General features: G+C 33.2%; 15 protein-coding genes and 1 riboswitch. Of the genes, 10 read left to right on the top strand and 5 right to left on the bottom strand.

What is annotated here, in order from left to right; translation table 11 throughout:
* The first annotated feature begins 80 nt into the window (after positions 1–80).
* Together EKL98_RS13605 and EKL98_RS13600 are read left to right on the top strand one after the other, a co-directional pair.
* Entirely contained in the window at positions 81–1286 is a 1206-nt protein-coding gene (locus EKL98_RS13605) for a DNA methyltransferase (protein ID WP_126562880.1), read from the top strand.
* A gap of 2 nt (positions 1287–1288) precedes the next feature.
* A complete protein-coding gene (locus tag EKL98_RS13600) occupies positions 1289–3922 on the top strand; it encodes a DEAD/DEAH box helicase (protein ID WP_126562879.1) in 2634 nt (877 codons plus the stop codon).
* Positions 3923–4039: 117 nt separating this feature from the next.
* Here the strand turns inward: EKL98_RS13600 and EKL98_RS13595 are convergent, their stop codons facing one another.
* Together EKL98_RS13595 and EKL98_RS13590 are read right to left on the bottom strand one after the other, a co-directional pair.
* Complete coding sequence (locus tag EKL98_RS13595; RefSeq protein ID WP_126452993.1) at positions 4040–4654, bottom strand: deoxynucleoside kinase; 615 nt, start codon at positions 4652–4654, stop codon at positions 4040–4042.
* Entirely contained in the window at positions 4654–5445 is a 792-nt protein-coding gene (locus EKL98_RS13590) for a hypothetical protein (RefSeq protein ID WP_126457444.1), read from the bottom strand. Before EKL98_RS13590 ends, EKL98_RS13595 begins: the two co-directional genes overlap by 1 nt.
* Positions 5446–5559: 114 nt before the next feature.
* On the opposite strand from EKL98_RS13590, the gene EKL98_RS13585 reads away from it, so the two are divergent.
* Positions 5560–6468 carry a GLPGLI family protein gene (locus EKL98_RS13585; protein ID WP_126457443.1) on the top strand — a complete coding sequence of 303 codons (909 nt, stop codon included), beginning with the start codon at positions 5560–5562 and terminating at the stop codon, positions 6466–6468.
* A 7-nt stretch (positions 6469–6475) separates the two neighbouring features.
* Here EKL98_RS13585 and EKL98_RS13580 read toward each other — a convergent pair whose 3' ends face one another.
* Together EKL98_RS13580 and EKL98_RS13575 are read right to left on the bottom strand one after the other, a co-directional pair.
* Positions 6476–7156 carry a response regulator transcription factor gene (locus EKL98_RS13580; RefSeq protein WP_126562878.1) on the bottom strand — a complete coding sequence of 227 codons (681 nt, stop codon included), beginning with the start codon at positions 7154–7156 and terminating at the stop codon, positions 6476–6478.
* Positions 7149–8738 carry a sensor histidine kinase gene (locus EKL98_RS13575; RefSeq protein ID WP_126457441.1) on the bottom strand — a complete coding sequence of 530 codons (1590 nt, stop codon included), beginning with the start codon at positions 8736–8738 and terminating at the stop codon, positions 7149–7151. The genes EKL98_RS13580 and EKL98_RS13575 overlap by 8 nt, the downstream gene beginning before the upstream one ends.
* 117 nt (positions 8739–8855) lie before the next feature.
* Between EKL98_RS13575 and EKL98_RS13570 the strand changes: the two genes are divergently transcribed.
* Together EKL98_RS13570 and EKL98_RS13565 are read left to right on the top strand one after the other, a co-directional pair.
* Positions 8856–9704, top strand: a complete 849-nt coding sequence (locus EKL98_RS13570) for a GLPGLI family protein (protein ID WP_126562877.1) — start codon at positions 8856–8858, stop codon at positions 9702–9704.
* A 62-nt stretch (positions 9705–9766) separates the two neighbouring features.
* Positions 9767–12517: a carboxypeptidase-like regulatory domain-containing protein gene (locus tag EKL98_RS13565; RefSeq protein ID WP_126457439.1), complete on the top strand. Its 2751-nt coding sequence runs from the start codon at positions 9767–9769 to the stop codon at positions 12515–12517.
* Between the two features lie 63 nt (positions 12518–12580).
* Here EKL98_RS13565 and metK read toward each other — a convergent pair whose 3' ends face one another.
* Entirely contained in the window at positions 12581–13831 is a 1251-nt protein-coding gene (gene metK, locus EKL98_RS13560) for a methionine adenosyltransferase (protein ID WP_126562876.1), read from the bottom strand.
* Positions 13832–14600: 769 nt separating this feature from the next.
* On the opposite strand from metK, the gene EKL98_RS13555 reads away from it, so the two are divergent.
* The 5 genes from EKL98_RS13555 to EKL98_RS13540 all read left to right on the top strand — a co-directional run bounded on the left by EKL98_RS13555 (position 14601) and on the right by EKL98_RS13540 (position 20561).
* On the top strand, positions 14601–14810 hold the full coding sequence (locus EKL98_RS13555; protein ID WP_126554980.1) for a hypothetical protein: 210 nt from the start codon (positions 14601–14603) through the stop codon (positions 14808–14810).
* A 232-nt stretch (positions 14811–15042) separates the two neighbouring features.
* Positions 15043–15150: riboswitch (SAM riboswitch) on the top strand.
* 78 nt (positions 15151–15228) lie between these two features.
* Positions 15229–16191 (top strand): alpha/beta fold hydrolase, encoded by a 963-nt coding sequence (locus tag EKL98_RS18120; RefSeq protein ID WP_233589333.1) that lies wholly within the window; start codon positions 15229–15231, stop codon positions 16189–16191.
* Positions 16192–16209: 18 nt separating this feature from the next.
* Positions 16210–18624, top strand: a complete 2415-nt coding sequence (gene thrA / locus EKL98_RS13550; protein WP_233589440.1) for a bifunctional aspartate kinase/homoserine dehydrogenase I — start codon at positions 16210–16212, stop codon at positions 18622–18624.
* A 193-nt stretch (positions 18625–18817) separates the two neighbouring features.
* On the top strand, positions 18818–19246 hold the full coding sequence (locus tag EKL98_RS13545) for an OsmC family protein (protein WP_126457437.1): 429 nt from the start codon (positions 18818–18820) through the stop codon (positions 19244–19246).
* A 142-nt stretch (positions 19247–19388) separates the two neighbouring features.
* On the top strand, positions 19389–20561 hold the full coding sequence (locus tag EKL98_RS13540; protein WP_126457436.1) for a trans-sulfuration enzyme family protein: 1173 nt from the start codon (positions 19389–19391) through the stop codon (positions 20559–20561).
* Positions 20562–20689: the final 128 nt, after the last annotated feature.

Genomic DNA, 20689 nt, shown 5'->3' with positions numbered 1-20689 from the left:
AAATCAGATTACAATAATGTCAATGAACATAATACTAACCAGCTGGTTTTTAACTTATTTTAAGTGGACACTAGTGATCAATAAACTTTAAATATGAGCATTATCACTTGAGATGTATTTGTAATGAAATATTTGAAGATGCTAACTACGTAGGCGAATTGACTTGGGAAGCAACTACTCAACCGATTAATTCTGGTTCAGCAAAGTTTGGCTTACAGCAAAAAGTTGAGCCCATAATGTTTTTTGCTAAAAACAAAAATAATCAAAAGGGATTTTTACTAAAAGAGTTGGATAGTGGTCTAAATTATCCGCATCAAGGTAAGCTTGGTAAATGTAGATTTGAAATTATTGAGAAGTCTGATGCAGGAGGATATGAAAGAAAAACTATGAAATTTTCAATTTTGGGTCAGTATCCAAGAGATGGTAAAAGATGGCAGATAGGTCAAGATACTGCGAGTGAACTTGAAAAGGAAAATAGATTAGAAATTGTTGATGGTTTTGTTAAAAAAGCAATATATCCTGAAGATGAAATTGATAAAAGAAAATTTGTTCCTTTCTGGTCTCATTTAAATGCGGCACAATTTGGAACTGCCCAATCAGGTAAAGATTTATTAAATGAAATAATGGGAAAAGCAGTTGGATTTGATACTGTTAAACCTGCGATATTAATAGAAAAATTGTTGTCTTATTTTGACAAAAACTCTATAATCCTAGACAGTTTCGCTGGTTCAGGAACAACTGCGCACGCCGTTTTAAATTTAAATAAACAAGACCAAGGCAATCGTAAATTCATTTTAATAGAAATGGAAGATTATGCTGAAACCATTACTGCCGAACGTGTCAAAAGAGTAATCAACGGTTACGGCCCCCCAACCCCCAAAGGGGGAGAAAAAACAATAGAAGGAACTGGGGGAAGTTTTGATTATTACACTTTGGGTGAACCATTATTTGACGAACATAACAATCTAAACGAAACGGTTGGCATAGAGAAAATTAGGGAATATGTTTGGTTTGCTGAAACTAGAATCCCCACCCCAGCCCTCCCCGAAGGGGAGGGAGCCAGAACGGGAAAGGTTTACTTAGGGACTCACAACGACACTGCTTACTATTTTATCTATGAAAAAGACAGTCTGACAACATTGGATTATGAATCTTTAGCAGATTACGTTCAACAAAAAGCAGAGCGCTATATTATTTATGCCGATAATTGCTTGTTGCCGGAAACTTTTATGAGAGCCAAAAATATTGAATTCAAGAAAATTCCGAGAGATATAACTCGTTTTTAACTATGGAACTAAAAACCTATCAAAAGCAAGTTATAGACGATTTGCAACAGTATTTTGAGTATTTGCAAAACTATAAAAAAGCAGATAAAGCTTTCAATTCTTTTTGGCAAGAAAAAGTGGGTTTCTACAATCCATTAACTGGTGAAGGAATGCGTCCGTATCAAAATACAGTTCCAAATGCGGTACATTTAAGTATAAAAGTACCAACTGCGGGAGGGAAAACCTTTATTGCCTGTAATGCATTGAAAACTATTTTTGATGCAATGCCAGAAACTAAGGCAAGAGCAGTTGTTTGGTTGGTACCTTGGAGCAATTTATTAGATCAAACGGTACGAAATCTTTCTAACCCCGATCATCCGTACTGTCAGAAACTGAACTCATTGTTCAATAACCGAGTTCAAGTTTATGAAAAACGAGATTTATTGCAAGGGGCTAATTTCAATCCATCATCGGTACAAGAGCAATTGAGTATAATGGTTGTAAATTTTGCTTCCATACGGGCCAAAAATAAGGAAGACAGAAAATTTAATGAGCAAAATTCTAATTTATCCAGTTTCTCCAATTTGATTGATGATGAGATTGTTTTAGAAGGCACCGAAAAAGAGGCGTTAATCAATGTTATTAGAAGTTTAAATCCAATTTTGGTTGTCGATGAAAGTCACAATGCCGAAAGTGATTTGAGTGTTGAAATGCTGAATAATCTCAATCCAAGTTTCATTTTGGATTTGACCGCAACACCTAAGCAAAATGCTAATATTGTAAGTTTAGTTTCGGCTATTGAACTCAAAAAAGAGCATATGGTTAAATTGCCTGTCATCGTTTACAATCATCAAAATATAGAAGGTGTTATAGAAAGTGCTTTGCATTTGCAAAACAAATTAGAAACAGAAGCTAAAATTTTGGAAGAAAATGGAGGGAAATACATTCGTCCAATAGTTTTGTTTCAGGCACAACCCAAAGGGAAAGAGGATAATACGACTTTTGACAAATTGAAAGCTCAGTTGATTGCAGTAGGAATTCCTGAAGAGCAAATCAAAATCAAAACGGCTAATAAAGATGAGTTGAAAAACGAGGATTTAATGAGCAAGGATTGTCCAGTTCGTTATATTATTACAATCAATGCCTTGAAAGAGGGCTGGGATTGTCCGTTTGCTTATATCTTGGCTTCCTTGGTGGACAAGTCATCGGAAGTTGATGTTACACAAATTTTGGGTCGTGTTTTACGTCAACCGTATGTAATGAAACACAACAGCACGATGTTGAATTTATCGTACGTAATTACGGCTTCGGTTAAATTTCAGAATACGTTGCAAAATATCATCAAAGGTTTGCAGCAATCTGGTTTTAGCGAAAAAGATTATCGTGAAAAAGATATAATGCCAGAATTTGTAAAAGAAACAGTGAAGCAAGAAACATTAGAGAATTTCTTTTTTGCTGAGCAGATAGAAGTTGTAGAAGAAGGTGTGATTGATGTTCAAAAAATTCATTTCAATCCTAATGAAATTATCAACTCTCCTAATATTGCTGTATTTGAAATGGAAAAAATGGCAATTGAAGATAGTCTAAAAATGGAGATTCAAATTGCAAATCAAGATAATTCTAACACAGTTCAACAAATTTATTCTGAAGTTGGCATGAAAGTGAAACAATATAAAATGCGTGAAAGTGTTGCTGAACAGGCTTCAGCAATTGTATTGCCAAAATTTGTAGTTGAAGTTCCTCGAAATGAATTTCTCTTTATGGAACAAGGTGACACACAATTATTAGACAGGGTCAATCTTTTGAAAGATTTTAAGCTTTCGGATAAAGATATTCAAATTCCTTTTAAAAGTATTTCTTCAGATTTGTATAAAATTGATACTGAAAAAACAAATGATGGCGGTTATAAAATGGTTTCGTTCAAAATAGAAAATGTAGTGCAAGAAAAAATGACGGAATACATTTTAGCTAAACCTAAAGAAGGACAAATTAAAGATTTAACACATTTTGTAGTCAAGCAAATTGATAAATTACCACCTATTGCCGATAATGAAATTAAGAAATACGTCAATAGAATTTTAGAGAACATGTCCGCACAAGAGTTGATAGATTTCAATCAATATAAGTTAACATATTCTGATTCGATTAAGGAAAAAATCAATCAATTAGCCGATATTTATGCGGAAGAAAAGTTTAAAGATTGGCTCGAAATTGATAAAATAAAAGCAAAAGCAATCTGGAAATTTGAAACAGCCATAATTCCGCCAAGAATTGGGAATGACATTGGTAATTCATTGTATGTTCACGAAGGGGATATGAACGGATTAGAAGAGCAATTTATTTTGGAAATTTCCAGTTCATCAAATATTGCTTTTTGGCATCGTAATTTAGGAAGAGGTAAAGGATTTTCTTTGAATGGTTATAAATCGAATCATTATCCTGATTTTATTTTGGTAACTAAAACTAATAAAGTAATCGTTGTTGAAACCAAAGGTTCTCATTTAAATAATCCGGATACCGCAGCAAAGTTGAGGTTAGGAAAATCTTGGGCAAGGCTTTCGGGTTCTAATTATAATTATATGATGGTTTTTGATAAAAACGCAATTGATGGCGCCTATAATTTAGAGAAAGCAATAAGTTTGATAAAACAGATGTAGATTTGTGGAAATCGTTGTAAATATAAATGCCTCACAATTGTGAGGCATTTTTTGTTTTTATGTATTTTATCACCAGTTTCTACTCCCTCTCCTTCGGAGAGGGTTGGGGAGAGGATTCTAAAACAACCCATTCAATTCAGCATCGATACGGTTAAAAATAGTTCCTAAATCTTCGGGATTATCAACAAAATTCATGTTATCCACATCAATAATTAATAATTTTCCTTTGTCATAGGTTTGAATCCAGCCTTCGTAGCGTTCGTTCAAACGACTCAAATACTCAATGGATATTGAGTTTTCATATTCACGGCCGCGTTTGTGTATTTGACCGACTAAATTAGGAATAGAACTCCTTAAATAGATCAATAAATCAGGGGCTTTAACAGTAGATTCCATTAATTCAAAAAGAGACGAATAATTCTGGAAATCACGATTGGTCATCAAACCCATTGCATATAAATTAGGAGCAAAAATATGGGCATCTTCATAAATAGTTCGGTCCTGAATGATTTTTTTGCCACTTTCACGAATTTGCATCACCTGACGGAAGCGACTATTCAAGAAATAAATTTGTAAATTAAACGACCAGCGCTCCATTTGGTGATAAAAATCATCTAGGTACGGATTGTCTACTACGTCTTCATAATGTGGTTCCCACTTAAAATGTTTCGCTAATAAGCGTGTCAAAGTTGTCTTTCCAGAGCCTATGTTTCCTGCTATTGCTATGTGCATTACGGTAGTATGATTTTATAATTTGTAATTCCTTCAGCTGTAAAAATAGATAAAATTTGGTCTTTGTAATAGAATTTTTTAAAGGATTTTTCTGAAATTTCAATTTCAGTTTTTTGGTTTTTTTCCAAATCCTGCAAAATTAAAATCCCATTTTTAGAATAGATGATCTGATTTTCATTTATAATTTCAATCGAGTCAAAATCAGAAACTTTTTCTTTGTTTGCTATTCTGCCAAAAATATCGCAAGTGTACCAGTTGTTTTTACCGTCCATCCAATAGAAGATGTTGAAATCTGAAGCGTAATTCTTAATACTTTCAGTAAAAGGAACTGAAATAGTTTTGTAATCCTTGTTCAAATAATCATATAATCCCAGTTGCTGATTCATACTGTTGTAAACCCACAACTGATTTAGAGCAGCAATACCAATTGCAGTGGCTACGATTGGAATTGTATTTTCTGAAAAATTGATTTTCTGAGTTTCATTCAATTGATTGTCCAAGATGATAACTGTATTGAAATTTTCGTAAAATAAAACAATTTTCAAAGGGTTATGCAAATCTATTTTTGTGATTCTACCCAAAGAAATATTTTTGTATTCTAAAGTATTCCGTGTTCCAATTTTAGAAAAAACATTGTTATGGATGGTGTAGTAAAAACCAAATGAATCATAACCTAAAAACGCATCTCCATCAAAACGAATAGAATCGATTTTAATGGCTGTTAGTTTTTGGTTCTGACTAAAAATTACTGAAAATGAAGCGATAAACAGCAATAATATTACTTTTTTCATACAGCGAAATTACAATTAAACGGTATATAATTTTGATTGTTTTATTAATATTTTAACAGAATACTTGTAACAAAAATAGTATTTTTCACTCTTATTCATTAAAACCCAATAGTTATGTATAAAGTAATTTACGCAATAATAGTAACAATTGCATCGTTTTTGGGGCTTCGCGCTCAGGAATTTCAAGGAATGGCAGTGTATGAATCAAAAAGCAGTACCTCCGATTTCAAAACACGAATGGAAGGCAATAAGGATATGACTCCTGATATGCAAAAAATGATTGAGGAAAGAATGAAGAAAATGTTCGAAAAAACATTCATTCTTAATTTTGATAAATCGACATCAATTTATAAAGAAGAAGAAAAGTTAGAGGCTACAGGTCAAGCTGGAGGTGGAATGCGCATAATGAATGCAATGAGTGGCGGCGGCGGAACTTATTACAAAAATGTAAAAGAGAAAACCTATACGGTTGATAAAGATTTTATGGGAAAAGAGTTTTTAGTAAAAGATTCTTTGCCAAGTCTAAAATGGAAAATGGAAGCTGAAACGAGAGTAATAGGCGGATATACCTGTTACAAGGCAACCGCAATTAAGGCGGCAAGTGCTACTGATTTTAGAAATTTCCGACCTAAAAAAGAGGAAGCCAAAAAACAGGGTACTGAAAAAGCAGATGATAAGGCGGCTTCAGATAAGAAAACGAACTTTATGGATGCCATAGAACTTCCCAAAGAAGTTACAATAACGGCTTGGTACACTCCGGAAATTCCTGTTAGTCAAGGACCAGAAGGATATTGGGGTTTACCGGGATTAATTCTAGAAGTTAACGATGGGAAAACCACAATTTTGTGCTCTAAAATTGTCTTGAATCCAAAGGAAAAAATAGAAATTAAAGCATTAACAAAAGGAAAAGTAGTTTCTCAAAAGGAGTATGACGATGATGTCATAAAAAAAATGGAAGAGTGGAGAGAAATGAATCAAGGGCGTGGTGGTAGTTCTACGGGAACCTTTCGAATAGGCGGATAAGATAGTTTTAACAAATTAATTTGCAGCCTTGACCACGAACATTTATAATTTGAATGTTGGGATCAAGGCTTAATTTTTTCCTCAACTTAGTAATAAAAACATCCATACTCCTACCATTAAAAAAATCATCTTCTCCCCAAATTTTATTTAAAATTAAAGAACGTTCAACTATTTTATTTTTATTTTCAGATATTATATTTAATAGAATTGCTTCACGATGCGTTAAGGAGATTGTTGTGTCAAGGCACTGTAAGGTTTGTTTAGTAAGATTAAAAATATAGTTGCCAATCACTATGTTATCCTCGTTTTTGATAGCAGTATTTCTGCCAAGAAGAGAATGAATTCTAACGATTAGTTCTTCCATGCTAAAAGGTTTTTTTAAATAGTCATTACCTCCAAAATTAAATCCATCGACTACATCTTGTGTTTGTGATTTAGCAGTGAGGAAAATTATCGGAGTTTTATTATCTAATTTTCGAATATCTTTAGCTACTGAAAAACCATCTTTTTTAGGCATCATGACATCTAAAACAAGTAATTCTATTTTTTCATTTCTAAAAACTTCAATAGCCTCTTCGCCATCTTTACAATGAATGACCTCAAAATTTCTAGTTTCTAAACTTTCCTTAATGATTTGTGCTAAAGCAGGTTCGTCTTCGGCTAGGATTATTTTTATTTTTTTAGACATGAGCTAATGTTATTTTAAAAATGTTTTTGGAGTTTACGATTAGTTCAAGTGTTCCCTGATGTTTCTCTATGATTTTTTTGGAATAATATAAACCTATTCCAAAGCCTTTTACATCGTGAATATTTCCTTTCGGAATTCTATAAAATTTTTCAAAAATCTTTTCATGTTGGTTTTTATCAATTTCAATTCCATTATCTTGAACTGTTATTTCTATCTTTTTTTTGTCTGATGTTAAGCAAACTTCAATCTGAGGACCTCCATATTTTAGGGCATTATCGACCAGATTTGAAAATGCATTTTCAAAATGAAATGAATCCACCTTCAAAATTAATTTTTCCTGATTAGAAATAAAATTAATTGTTTTGTTTGAAGTGTTCAATAGGTGTTTTTCAACATTTTTCTTTAATAATTGAACTATATTAATTGGTTCTTTGTTTAGCGTAAGATTGTCAGATTCTAACGAAGCAGTCTCCAAAAGTTTTTCAACCATAATGGCTAATTTTTCTAATTGCTGGTATGCTATGTCTAAGTAACGATTTGTTTTTTTAGGATCATTAACGGAATTAAAATTCTTGATTCCTTCTATTGCCGAAGAAATGGTGGTGATTGGCGTTTTAAATTCATGAGTAATATTGCTGATTAAATCGTTTTTGATTTCATCAATTTTTTTCTGACGGTTTATAATTCTTAAAAGATAAAATAAAGATCCGACAATGGAAAGCGATAACAGTAACGAAAGAATTATTTCAATCATGCTTCTTTTTAAAAGTAGTACCGTAGGATCAGAAAATGAAATTTTCAGTTTATCGTTAATGGGAAGGTAGACTGATTTTGAAAAAGTAGAAAGAGGTAATTTCACTGATTTGAAGGAAGTGTTTTTTTTAAATTTATCAAAAAGAGTGTTTAATTTAAAATGCTCTAAAGTATAATCTACAACAATTTTTTTTCGAGAAAGTTCATTATCTAAAATTTTACTTAATTTATTGAATGCAACGGAATCTGTAACCATAGATATTACAATTCTACTTCTTGAATCTTTTATTTGTAAGAGGCTATCTGTTGCTTTTTTTCCTCGTAATATTAAAACTGAGGAATTCGTTTTAGATTTTGGTTTAGTATAGGTAACTATTTTATTGTCATTTTCTTTCTCGTTTTTAATGATTTTCGAATCCAATTTTATCAAATTACTTGTGTCTGGAACCGAATGAATTTTGGATTCTGAAATTTTTAAAGATGTAGTTACAGATGCTGTTTTTTTAGATTTTATTGAATCAACTTTTGGAATTTTATTTTGATTCCTTTTTGCTTTATAATTTTTAAAAACTGTATCAAGTTTTAAGTCATCCATAAATTGCTCTTCGGATATGGAATCATCTCGGTTTACAAAAGCGATATAATTTTCTTTTGACTGTTCTATATAATAGTATTCAGTACTGTTGTCAAAAGCAATTTGTACATCATTAATTAATCGTTGTTTGTTTTCTTTGTAGTTTTTAATATTCCAATATACTTGTAAACTGATGGTTGCCAAAATAGTTAGGCTTACAAAAAAAATAATAGCGGCGTAATTTTTCACTTTCATTTTTCAAATATAAGAACTAAATGCTTTTGAATTGACCCATTAACAATCGTTAACTTTGGTTAACTATTATTGTGGTTATTTAGAACTTTATTTGTCATCTAACTTAAAAGCTATAAAATGAAAAATTTATTCAAAGTAATTTATTTAACAATAATTTTAACTACTGTCAATTTAACCGTTGCTCAAAACTTTAAAGGCAAAGCAATTTATCAATCTAAAATTAAATCCGAGGAAACTGACGTTGAGATTAAGTCTGAAAAAGATGCAGAATTTGAGAAGGCAGTACAAAAAGAATGGGAGAAAGTTTCCCAAAAAACATATTCATTAAGTTTTAATAAAACAGAGTCTTTATTTGAAGAAGAACAAAAGCTTGAGCCTGTGGGACAAAGTGATAGCGGAATGATTATTAGTATTACCATTTCAGGAGATGGAAAGAAGTACATGAATCGGAAGGTGCAAAAACAAATTTTTGAAGGCGAAATCTTCGAAAAAAAATATCTTATCACTGATGAATTAAAAAATTGGGATTGGCAATTAAAAGAAGAAACTAAAAAAATAGGGGATTACCTATGTTATAAGGCTGAGGTTGTAATTCAGGTTACTGCTGCTCAAAAAGAAGAGTATCAGGATTATTTAAAAAATAAATTTAAACAGAAAACAAATTTATTTGAAATGAATGAGCCCCAAAATAATATTGTTACTGCTTGGTATACCTTAGAAATCCCGGTTAATCATGGACCAGATAAATATTCAGGTCTACCAGGTTTAATTTTGGAATTAAATAATGGAGAAGTTAAATTTTTATGCTCTAAAGTAGTTTTAAATAGTGAGGATAAAGTAAAAATTAAAACTCCAAACGCAGGAAAAGTATTAACTCAAAAAGAATTCGATAAAGAAGAAAAAATGAAAATGGACAGCATGAAGGATAAGGATGGAAATATCATTTTTAGAACCTTCACGAATTAGTTGTTTTTTGTAACGAATTAAACCTTTTTATGACCAACTAGTCATACTCATAAAACCAGTCAATGAAAAACCAGTACCTTTTTTTATTTTTCTTTATAACTTCATTCTCCTTTGCTCAATCCATTAAATTTGAAGGTCTCATAACCGATTCAAAAGCGACAGGTCTTGAAATGGCCAATGTTATGGCAATAAATAAAGAAACAAAAGCAATGGATGCCTATGCCATAACAAATGACAAAGGAAAATTTCTTCTTAATCTAAAACCAAATACAGCGTATAATATCAAAATCAGTTATTTGGGAATGCAGAATAAAGAGTTGGAAATCACCACAACTTTAGAAAACAGCATTAAAAGCATTGCGCTCGAAGAAGGAGGAATTGAACTCGACGGTGTTGAGATTGTCCGTGAAATGCCGGTTTCTATAAAAGGCGATACCATTGTTTACAATACTGATTCTTTTAAAACGGGCGAAGAGCGAAAGTTAGAAGATGTCTTTAAGAAACTACCCGGTTTTGAAGTCATGGCCGATGGTCAAGTGCAAGTTGAAGGAAAAAAAGTAACCAAATTATTTGTCAATGGCAAACCATTTATGGATGGCGATACTAAACTAGGATCCAAAAACATTCCGTCGGATGCAGTTGATAAAGTGCAAGTATTGCGAAACTTCAATGAGGTATCTCAGATGAAGGGATTAGAGAACAATAATGACGACATCGCACTAAATATTAAACTCAAAAAAGGAAAAGATAAGTTTTGGTTTGGGGATGTGAGTGCCGGTTTAGCAAATGATAAAGGGTATATTTTTAATCCAAAAGTATTTTATTATTCTCCTAAAACTAGTATCAACTCCATAGTAAATTTGAATAATATTGGGGAGGTTTCTTTGACTTCAGCTGATTTTTTCAGGATAAATGGGGGTGCTAGGAATACTATAGGCAGAAGCGGAACTTCTTTAAATCTGAATCGGAATTTCTTTGGGCTTTCTGGTGGTGATAATGTTGCTAAGGCAAATGACAAATTCGGAACTTTAAACGTGAATCATTCTGTATCAAAAAAATGGACCTTGATTGGTTTTGCAGCGTATTCTTCTACATTCAATCAGTCGATTACGAATTCTGATCGTGGTATTTTTGAACCCAATACAACGAATATTGCAACGCTAGAAAATAGAAAAAACAAAACCGATTCCAGAAATAATGCTTTTATCTCTAAGGTAGGTTCAAAGTATAAAGCCAATGATAATTTTCAACTGGATTACGATGTTTTCTTTAGAAAAAACGATCAACAGGATGTTAATAACAGTCAAAGTAATTTTAGCTCTTTTGCTAATGGAAGTTCTTTTAGCAGCTCTAACACAGTTATAGCATTTCAAAATCAAGCGCCAGTTTCTTTCAATCAAAGTTTGAATTTATTTTATACACAAAATCCCAAAAGTACATGGGTAATTGAAATACAGCATCAATATGAGGATGAAGATCCCTTTTACAATCCGCAATTATCGGTTAATCCATATCAAAATAGTAGCTCTCAAGATCCAAATGATCCAAGCGCTGTTTTTGTCAATGAAAATAGTTTAAATATTGAGCAGTCTCGATTTGTAAAAACCAATAAAGTGGATGCAAAAGCAGATTATTATTACCAAATTTCTAATAAAAGTATATTGAATGTAACAGCAGGAAATTCAAATGCTTTTCAAACATATAATTCAAGTCTGTTGCAAATCTTAGAGGACAAATCTGTTAATTCAGTAGAACAAGCGGCGTACAATAATGACGTGCGGTATGCGTTTAATGATGTTTTTTTAGGACTTCATTACAAGTTTATGGTTGGTAAGTTTACTTTTAATCCAGGATTTTCGGTTCATCAATACAACACCAACAATCAGCAATTAGGTAATCCGTATCAATTAAATTTTAGTCGCTTTCTTCCTGATATGTTTGCCCGTTGGGATTTAAAAAAATCAGAAAATATAACCTATAATTTTAATGTTCAGAATGGTTTTAATGATATAAACTCTTTAGTCGAAGGGTATATTTTTACTAATTTCAATAGTATTGTAAAAGGGAATTCCCAACTGCAAAATTCACTGGTTACCAGTCATAGATTGAATTATTCAAAATACAATTTGTATAATTTCACTACAATTTTTGGAAATATTTCATACACAACCACAAAGGATCCAGTGGTGAACGGTATATCATTTCAAAGTATTTATTCTACTTCAGACCGTTTAAATTTAGACGCAGAAAATGAAAACTTGAACGGGAATTTGTTTTATAGCAAGAGTTTTAAGAAGTATTATAAATTAACAGGCGGTGTTAATGCAAGCTGGAATAAAAATTTCGTTTTAAACCGAAGAGTGACTAGTGGTACTGCGCAGGAGTTTATTCAAGGAATCGAAAACGTAAATCATAGTTACAATCTAGCATTTGCAACGCAATTCAAAAAATATCCAAATATTGATTTAGGATATCGAATTAATTTTTCTGAGCAAGCTTCAAACAAGTTTATTACGCAAACGCCAACGGTTAAGCTGAACTACTATTTTTTGAATGGGTTAAATGTTAATTGGGATTATTCATTTAATCGCTTTAAAAATGAAACTTCAGGGTTAACAAACGATTTTGAAATCATGACGGCAAGCTTAAATTACATCAAAAAGGACTCGAAATTTGAGTATAGAATACAGGCAAATAACCTTTTAAATACGAGATCAAGATTAAACAATTCCTTTAGCGTAAATGGCTTTAATGCGAATGAAACGATTATTTTACCACGATTTGTGACCTTTATTTTAAAGTACAATATATAGCCAAATTAAAAAGGGGATTTTGACTGAACAAAATCCCCTTTTTCATTTTAAATCTGTACTGAATTACAATCCAAAAGCAGTTTTAACTTGGTCAACAAAATCTAATTTTTCCCAAGTGAATAAATCTACAGTAACCGTTTTTTCTAAGCCACCTGGAGCTTTAAATGTTTTAGTTACTGTTTCTGGAGTACGCCCCATGTGTCCGTAAGCAGCCGTTTCGCTGTAGATTGGATTTCTTAATTTCAAACGTTGCTCTATAAAGTACGGGCGCATGTCAAAAATAGCTTCTACTTTTTTAGCAATTTCTCCATCGGTTAAGGTTACTTTTGAAGTCCCATAAGTTTCTATAAAAATCCCCATTGGTTTAGCAACACCAATTGCGTAGGAAACCTGTACTAAAATTTCGTCAGCAACACCTGCTGCAACTAGATTTTTAGCAATGTGACGAGTCGCATAAGCCGCACTTCTGTCTACTTTACTAGGGTCTTTACCAGAGAATGCACCACCACCGTGAGCACCTTTTCCACCGTAAGTGTCTACAATAATTTTTCTACCTGTTAGTCCAGTATCTCCGTGAGGTCCTCCAATTACAAATTTTCCCGTTGGATTGATGTGGTATTTAATTTGATCATTAAATAAATGAGCACTCGTTGGATTTTTTGCAATGATTCTTGGAATCAAAATTTCGATGATGTCTTTTTTGATTTTAGCAAGCATAGTAGCTTCTTCGTCAAAGTCATCGTGCTGTGTCGAAATTACAATAGCTTCAATTCGAGTTGGCTTGTTGTCATCACTGTATTCTAACGTCACTTGAGATTTAGCATCCGGACGCAAATAGGTGATTTCGTTATTTTCACGTCTTAAAACAGCTAATTCTTTTAATAATTTATGAGATAAATCAAGAGCCAAAGGCATGTAATTTTCTGTTTCATTTGTTGCGTAACCAAACATCATTCCTTGATCACCAGCACCTTGTTCTTCAGGATTTGCTCTATCAACACCTTGATTGATGTCAGCAGATTGTTCGTGTATAGCAGAAAGAATTCCACAAGAATCCGCTTCAAACATGTAGGCGCTTTTGGTGTAACCAATTTTCTTGATTACATCGCGAGCGATTTGTTGCACATCTAAATAGGTATTTGATTTTACTTCACCTGCCAAGATTACTTGACCTGTAGTTACTAAAGTTTCGCAAGCTACTTTTGAGTCAGCATCAAATGCCAAAAAATTATCAATTAATGCGTCTGAAATTTGATCTGCAATTTTGTCTGGATGTCCTTCGCTTACAGATTCTGACGTAAATAAATAGGCCATAATAATTATTATTTTAAATTAAGCGAGAAAAAATAATTGCTAAAAAGGACTAAAGAAGAGTTTCTGCTTTAGCATTTTTTCTACTGAAAAACGTTCAGTATTCATAATGAATTTGTTTCATTATGAAGAGGTTGCAATCAGTTCAAATTTTTCCTCTTGTATTTGGTTGCAAATGTATGAAACCATTTTGAATTGCAAATTAATCTTTTGTTTTTTTTGAGAATAAATATTTTTCGGGTTCTAAATTATTAAGAAAAAATAATATTTAAAATAGTTTCGCTATTGTTTTCTTAAACTTATTTGGATATTTAAAAAATAATTTGCAATTTTGAAATTCTAATAAAGTAAAAATGAAATTTAATATTTGTAATATGTTTAAGGTCGCACAGGAAAATTCCTGAGGGTTGCGTATTGAATAATTTAAATCAAATTATATATCAAAAGCTTCCCGGATAACGGGAAGCTTTTTTTTGAATAGTAATAAATAGAATAGATTTTTTAGTCACAAAAAGCCTCGATGAATAACCTAAAAAGCCTCGATGAATAACCTAAAAAGCCAAAAAATAAATAACGCAACAGTCAATAACATGATTTGTGTCAATGCCATTATGTGTATTCGCGGCTGTTGATTCCAAAAGTAAGTGTATAACTTAAAACCCTTTTGGATATGGATCTAAAAGGGTTTTTTGTTTTTCTGATTTTTTCAAATCTCACAACAATTCATACAAGGAGACCAAAAATGAATATTAACACCTAACACCTAAAAATTATGAGCACAACAAAGTATTTTACAAAGACATTTCGGTTATTAAAAAGTATTAATTTTAGAAATAAAAAAGAAAAGGAAAACGATTCTAAGAATGAATTGATTCATCCTAGATTTGAGATCTCAAAGAACGATGTTTTGGCACAAAAAATAGTGACTAATTCATTGCTTTTCCTAATGTATTCTCAAGAGAATGAAGCGCTTTTTATTTAATAAATCCGAATTTATTTTTGGTTTTGAGATTTTCAAAGGATGTTTAAAAGTGTTGTTTTGACGAAGTAAGAAAACGGGATGAGTATTCTCATTACTTCGTCAGAATAACAATTGCGTGTGAATTGTTTTTTGTATTTATGGTGCCCAAAGAAATAAACGAATCCACATAAAAATTTGGTTGTTACAAAAAATAGTGGTTAATTTGCTACTTTAAGTTCAAAAACGTATTGAAATGTTATAAAGAAAGGCAGAGGGATTAGACCCGATGAAGCCTTAGCAACCCTTCGATTTATCGAAGAAGGTGCTGCATTCTACCACGCTCATCGTGGAAAGATAACACTAAGAATTAGTCTAGATAACGCCTGACTTTCTTTATAATATTTCCAAACACAGATCAAAAATCATAAAAGATTTGCCATTGGAAAATAAACCAACCTCTATTACATTTCAAAATTTCACCACTAAAAGTGGCGCTTTTTATGCTACCTTAAACGTAAGTTTTCAAGTTTTTGGGCCAGAATTGCATACGGCACCAATTGTTTTGGTCAACCATGCTTTAACCGGAAATTCACAAGTTGTGGGCGAAAACGGTTGGTGGAATGATTTAATTGGAGCACACAAAACCATAGATACTACAAAATATACAATACTCGCATTTAATGTTCCCGGAAATGGTTTTGATGGTTTTGAGATCGAAGATTATTTAGATTTTACTGCCAGAGACATTGCCAGGATTTTTATTGAAGGGATTCGGGTTCTGGATATTAAAAAACTATACGCCATTATTGGGGGTTCTGTAGGTGGCGGAATTGCTTGGGAAATGGTCGCTTTAGAGCCAAAAATCACACAGCATTTAATTCCTATCGCAACGGATTGGAAATCGACGGATTGGCTAATTGCCAATTGCTTTTTGCAGGAACAAATTCTCAACAACTCTTCAAAACCTATTGAAGACGCTCGCACTCATGCTATGTTATGCTATAGAACTCCGGAATCATTTGCTGCAAAATTTCAGCGAACCACCAATGAAGAATTGGGGATTTTTAATGTAGAAAGCTGGTTGCTACATCACGGCGAAAAATTGCAGAAACGTTTTCAAATTTCGTCATATAAAATGATGAATCAACTGTTGAAAACAATCGATATCACCAGAGACCGCACATCATTCGAAGAGATAACTTCAAAAATTGAAGCCGAGATTCATATTATTGGAATCAATTCCGACCTGTTTTTTACGGCAAATGAAAATAAAGCAACGTACAAGGATTTAAAAAAATATAAAAAGAGGGTTACCTATCAGGAAATAGTTTCCATCCACGGACACGACGCTTTTTTGATAGAATACAAACAATTACACAATTTGCTTCAGGATATATTCTAAGCCAAAAAACAGAACACAATGAAAATATTAAAATTTGGAGGTAAATCGTTATCGAATGGCGATGGAATAAATAAGGTGGTTGCAATTATTATTGATAAAGTAAATCAAGGCGAGGAAATTGCTATTGTGGTTTCGGCGCGAGGAAATGCTACGGATGAATTAGAAGAAATTTTAAGTATTGCCGCTAAAAACGGAGTTTATAAACCTCTTTTTGATGATTTCAAAAAATACCAACAAGACGAATATCAAGACGTAGATTTATCCGAAGAGTTCCATGTTCTTGAAAAATTATTCGAAGGCGTCAGTTTAATTGGTGATTACAGCAACAAAATAAAAGACCAAATTTTATCAAAAGGGGAACTACTTTCGGCAAAATTACTGACGGCAATTTTGGTCGAAAATGGGATAAATGCCCGTTTTGCAGATACTCGGGAATTGATAAAAACCGATTCGAAATTTGGTGATGCACAACCTTTGGAACAAATTTCGAAGAAAAATGTCATCAATTATTTCAAACAAAATAACGGAACAACCGTAAATATTGTTACAGGTTTCATTGGTTCAAACACAAATAATGACACGACCACTTTAGGAAGAAACGGCAGCAATTACACCGCTTCGTTGATTGCGAATTATTTGAATGCGGCCGAATTACAGAATTATACGCACGTAGACGGAATTTATACCGCTAATCCGGATTTAGTAGTTGATGCAAAGAAAATTGACCATTTGTCGTTTAATGAAGCCAATGAAATAGCCAATTTTGGTGCGACGATTCTTCATGCCAAAACGATCATTCCTTTGTTGGAAAAAAATATTCCGCTTCGTATCTTGAATACGTTCAACCATGAAAATAAAGGGACGTTAATCACTTCCAATTCGAACAAGGAAGGGATTAAAACACTTTCGGTACTTGAAAATGTTTCGTTAGTGAACCTGGAAGGAAGAGGATTACTGGGAAAAACAGGTGTTGATGCCCGTATTTTCAGAGTGATGGGTGATAATGATATTAGCGTAAGCATCATTTCTCAAGGTTCGTCAGAAAGAGGAATTGGTTTAGTTGTTGCCACTGATAAAGCGACAAAAGCAATGATTGAATTAGAGAAAGAATTCGAAAATGATTTCTATTCGAAAGATGTAAATAAAATCACGGTGACGGATGATGTTTCGGTGATTTCTATTATTGGTCAGGATTTAAGTACTTTTCACAAGCCTTACACGGCGTTGATAAAAAATAAAATTGTCCCGATTCTTTTCAATAATACTGTTACGGGTAAAAACGTGAGTTTGGTGGTCAAAAAATCGCAATTGAACAAAGCTTTAAACGTGATTCACGGAGAGATTTTTGGAGTAGCTAAGAAAATCAATATCGCTATTTTCGGACATGGATTAGTTGGTGGAACGTTGATTAACCAAATATTGGAATCGGCAGCAACTATCGAGAAAAGAAAAGATATCAAACTGAATGTTTTTGCAATTGCCAATTCAAGTAATGTACTTTTGAATAAAAATGGCGTTACTCCAAATTGGAAAAATGAAATTCAAAACAATGGCTTTTCTTATACTATAGATGATGTAATTGCCTACGCAAATGAGCATCACTTGGAGAATTTGATTGCGATTGATAACACGGCAAGTGCTGAATTTGTTGGAAATTATATAAAATTAGCTGAAAATAGTTTTGATTTGATTTCGTCTAATAAAGTGGCCAATACGTTAAGCTATAGTTTTTATAAAAAATTACGAAAAGTGCTGGCGGATAATCAAAAGAGTTATCTTTATGAAACTAATGTGGGTGCAGGATTGCCATTGATTGATACGATTAAATTATTGCACCTTTCAGGAGAAAATATTACGAAGATTAAAGGTGTTTTTTCTGGAACATTAAGTTATTTGTTCAATAATTTTTCATCAAAAGAGGCTTCGTTTAGCGAAATATTGAGGGAGGCCATTGACAATGGGTATACCGAGCCGGATCCAAGAGAAGATTTGTGCGGGAACGACGTAGGTAGAAAATTATTGATTTTGGCACGAGAATTAGACTTGCAAAATGAGTTTGAAGAAATTGATATTCAAAATTTAATTCCAGAACATTTGCGTGAAGGCGATGTTTCGGATTTCTTGAATAAATTGACCGAGTTTGATCCAATTTATGCTAAAATAAAAGCCGACCAAAAGCCCAATCACGTCCTGCGATACATAGGCGAATTGTCAGGCGATTTGCAAAATGACAAAGGTAATCTAGAAGTAAAATTAGTTTCCGTACCTTCGGATACTGCTTTGGGAGGCTTAAAAGGTTCTGATTCTTTCTTCGAAATTTACACTGAATCGTATGGCGACAGACCAATCGTAATTCAAGGCGCAGGTGCAGGATCTGCGGTAACGGCGAGAGGTGTTTTTGGTGATATTTTGAGATTGTCGGATAAAGGGTAGCCCCCATACCCCTGAAGGGGGAATAAAAAGATTGCAGATTGCTTCGCCAGTTCGAGCAAGCTCTCGGGTGACGATTTTTGATTTAACATATATAAAAGTAAAATCTGCGTCCAAATAAATATAAATAATAAAAAAGGGACTGCCTCCAGTCTTGGCTCCCTTCCCTTCGGGGGGGGTTGGGGAGGGGAATAATATGAAAATTACACTAAACAGAGTAAACGACAACTTCCACTTTGAATTAAAAAACGAGCGTGGTCACTTAGTAAACGTAGATAGCCGACCAGAATTTGGCGGAGACGATAAAGGCGCAAGTCCAATGGAATTAGTATTGATGGGTGTTGCGGGTTGCAGTGCGATTGATATGATTTCGATTTTGAAAAAACAGCGTCAGGAAATCACTTCTTTCAAAGCTGAGGTCGAAGGAGAACGGGTACAAGTAGGAGAAGCAAAACCATTCAAGGATATTACTGTAGTATTCTTTTTGGAAGGACCTATTAATGAAGAAAAAGCAGCGAGAGCCGCACAACTTTCTTTCGAAAAATACTGTTCGGTTTCTAAAACATTAGAGCCAACAGCAACCATACACTATAAAGTAGTTTTGAACGGAGTTGAATTGGCGTAAAGCTAAAATAGTCAACTTCTAAAACTTTAATTTTAAACAATAAAGAGCTTTTTTTTATAGAAAAATTATGCGGAAAAACTTTGTGAATCTCTGTGATTCCTTTGCGAATCTTTGTGAAACAACTCTTTGAAATCTAATAATAATGAACGATCAAGAATTTGGTTTTGAAACCTCAGCCATCCGTACCCAATTAGAAAGAACACAATATTTAGAGCACTCGGTTCCTTTGTACTTAACTTCTAGTTTTGTATTTGAGGATGCCGAAGATATGCGTGCTTCTTTTGCCGAAGAGAAAGACAGAAATATATATAGCCGTTACAGCAACCCAAACACGAACGAATTTGTTGATAAAGTGTGTATAATGGAAGGTGCGGCAGCTGGTTTTGCCTTTGCTTCAGGAATGGCAGCAGTGTATTCAACCTTGGCAGCTTTATTGAAATCTGGAGATCATATTGTTTCTTCGAGTAGTGTTTTTGGAGCGACACATTCTTTATTTATCAATTATTTTCCAAAATGGAATATTGAAACCTCCTATTTTGATATTAATAAGCCGGAAACAATTGAAAGTTTCATCACACCAAATACAAAGATTCTTTTTGCGGAATCACCTACCAATCCTGCTGTTGATATTATCGATTTAGAACTTTTAGGAACGATTGCTAAAAAACATAATTTGATTTTGGTAATTGATAACTGTTTTGCAACACCTTATCTGCAACAACCAATAAAATGGGGTGCGCATTTAGTGGTGCATTCCGCTACAAAGTTAATGGACGGTCAAGGAAGAGTGTTAGGAGGAATAACAGTTGGTGATGCTGAATTGATTCAGAAAATCTATTTGTTTTCTCGACTTACCGGTCCTTCTTTATCGCCTTTTAATGCTTGGGTATTATCAAAAAGTTTAGAAACTTTGGCGATTCGTTTAGACAGGCATTGTGAAAATGCGATGAAAGTAGCGGAGTTTTTAGAGCAGCATCCGAATGTGAATCGCGTGAAATATCCGTTTTTGAAATCGCATCCACAATACGAAATTGCTCAAAAGCAAATGAAGTTGGGCGGAAATATTGTTGCTTTTGAAATAAAAGGGGGGCTTGAAGCCGGAAGAAACTTTTTGGATAAAATAAAATTATGTTCTTTATCACCAAATTTAGGAGATACCAGAACAATCGTTACGCATCCAGCATCGACAACACATAGCAAATTATCTGTTGAAGAACGTTTAGCAGTGAGTATTACCGATGGTTTAGTTCGTGTTTCAGTAGGATTGGAAACCGTAAAAGATGTGATTGCTGATTTGGAGCAGGCGCTTTCGTAAAGTTCATGACGATTGAAACCATACAATAGTCCACGGTTTAAACCGTGGTCAATGTGGTTTATTTAAGAACGTTTAGCAGTGAGTATTACCGATGGTTTAGTTCGTGTTTCAGTAGGATTGGAAACGGT

Source organism: Flavobacterium bomense (genome assembly GCF_003970355.1).
The sequence above is the reverse complement of the archived record's forward strand: the minus strand, read 5'-3'. Positions and strand labels throughout refer to the sequence as shown.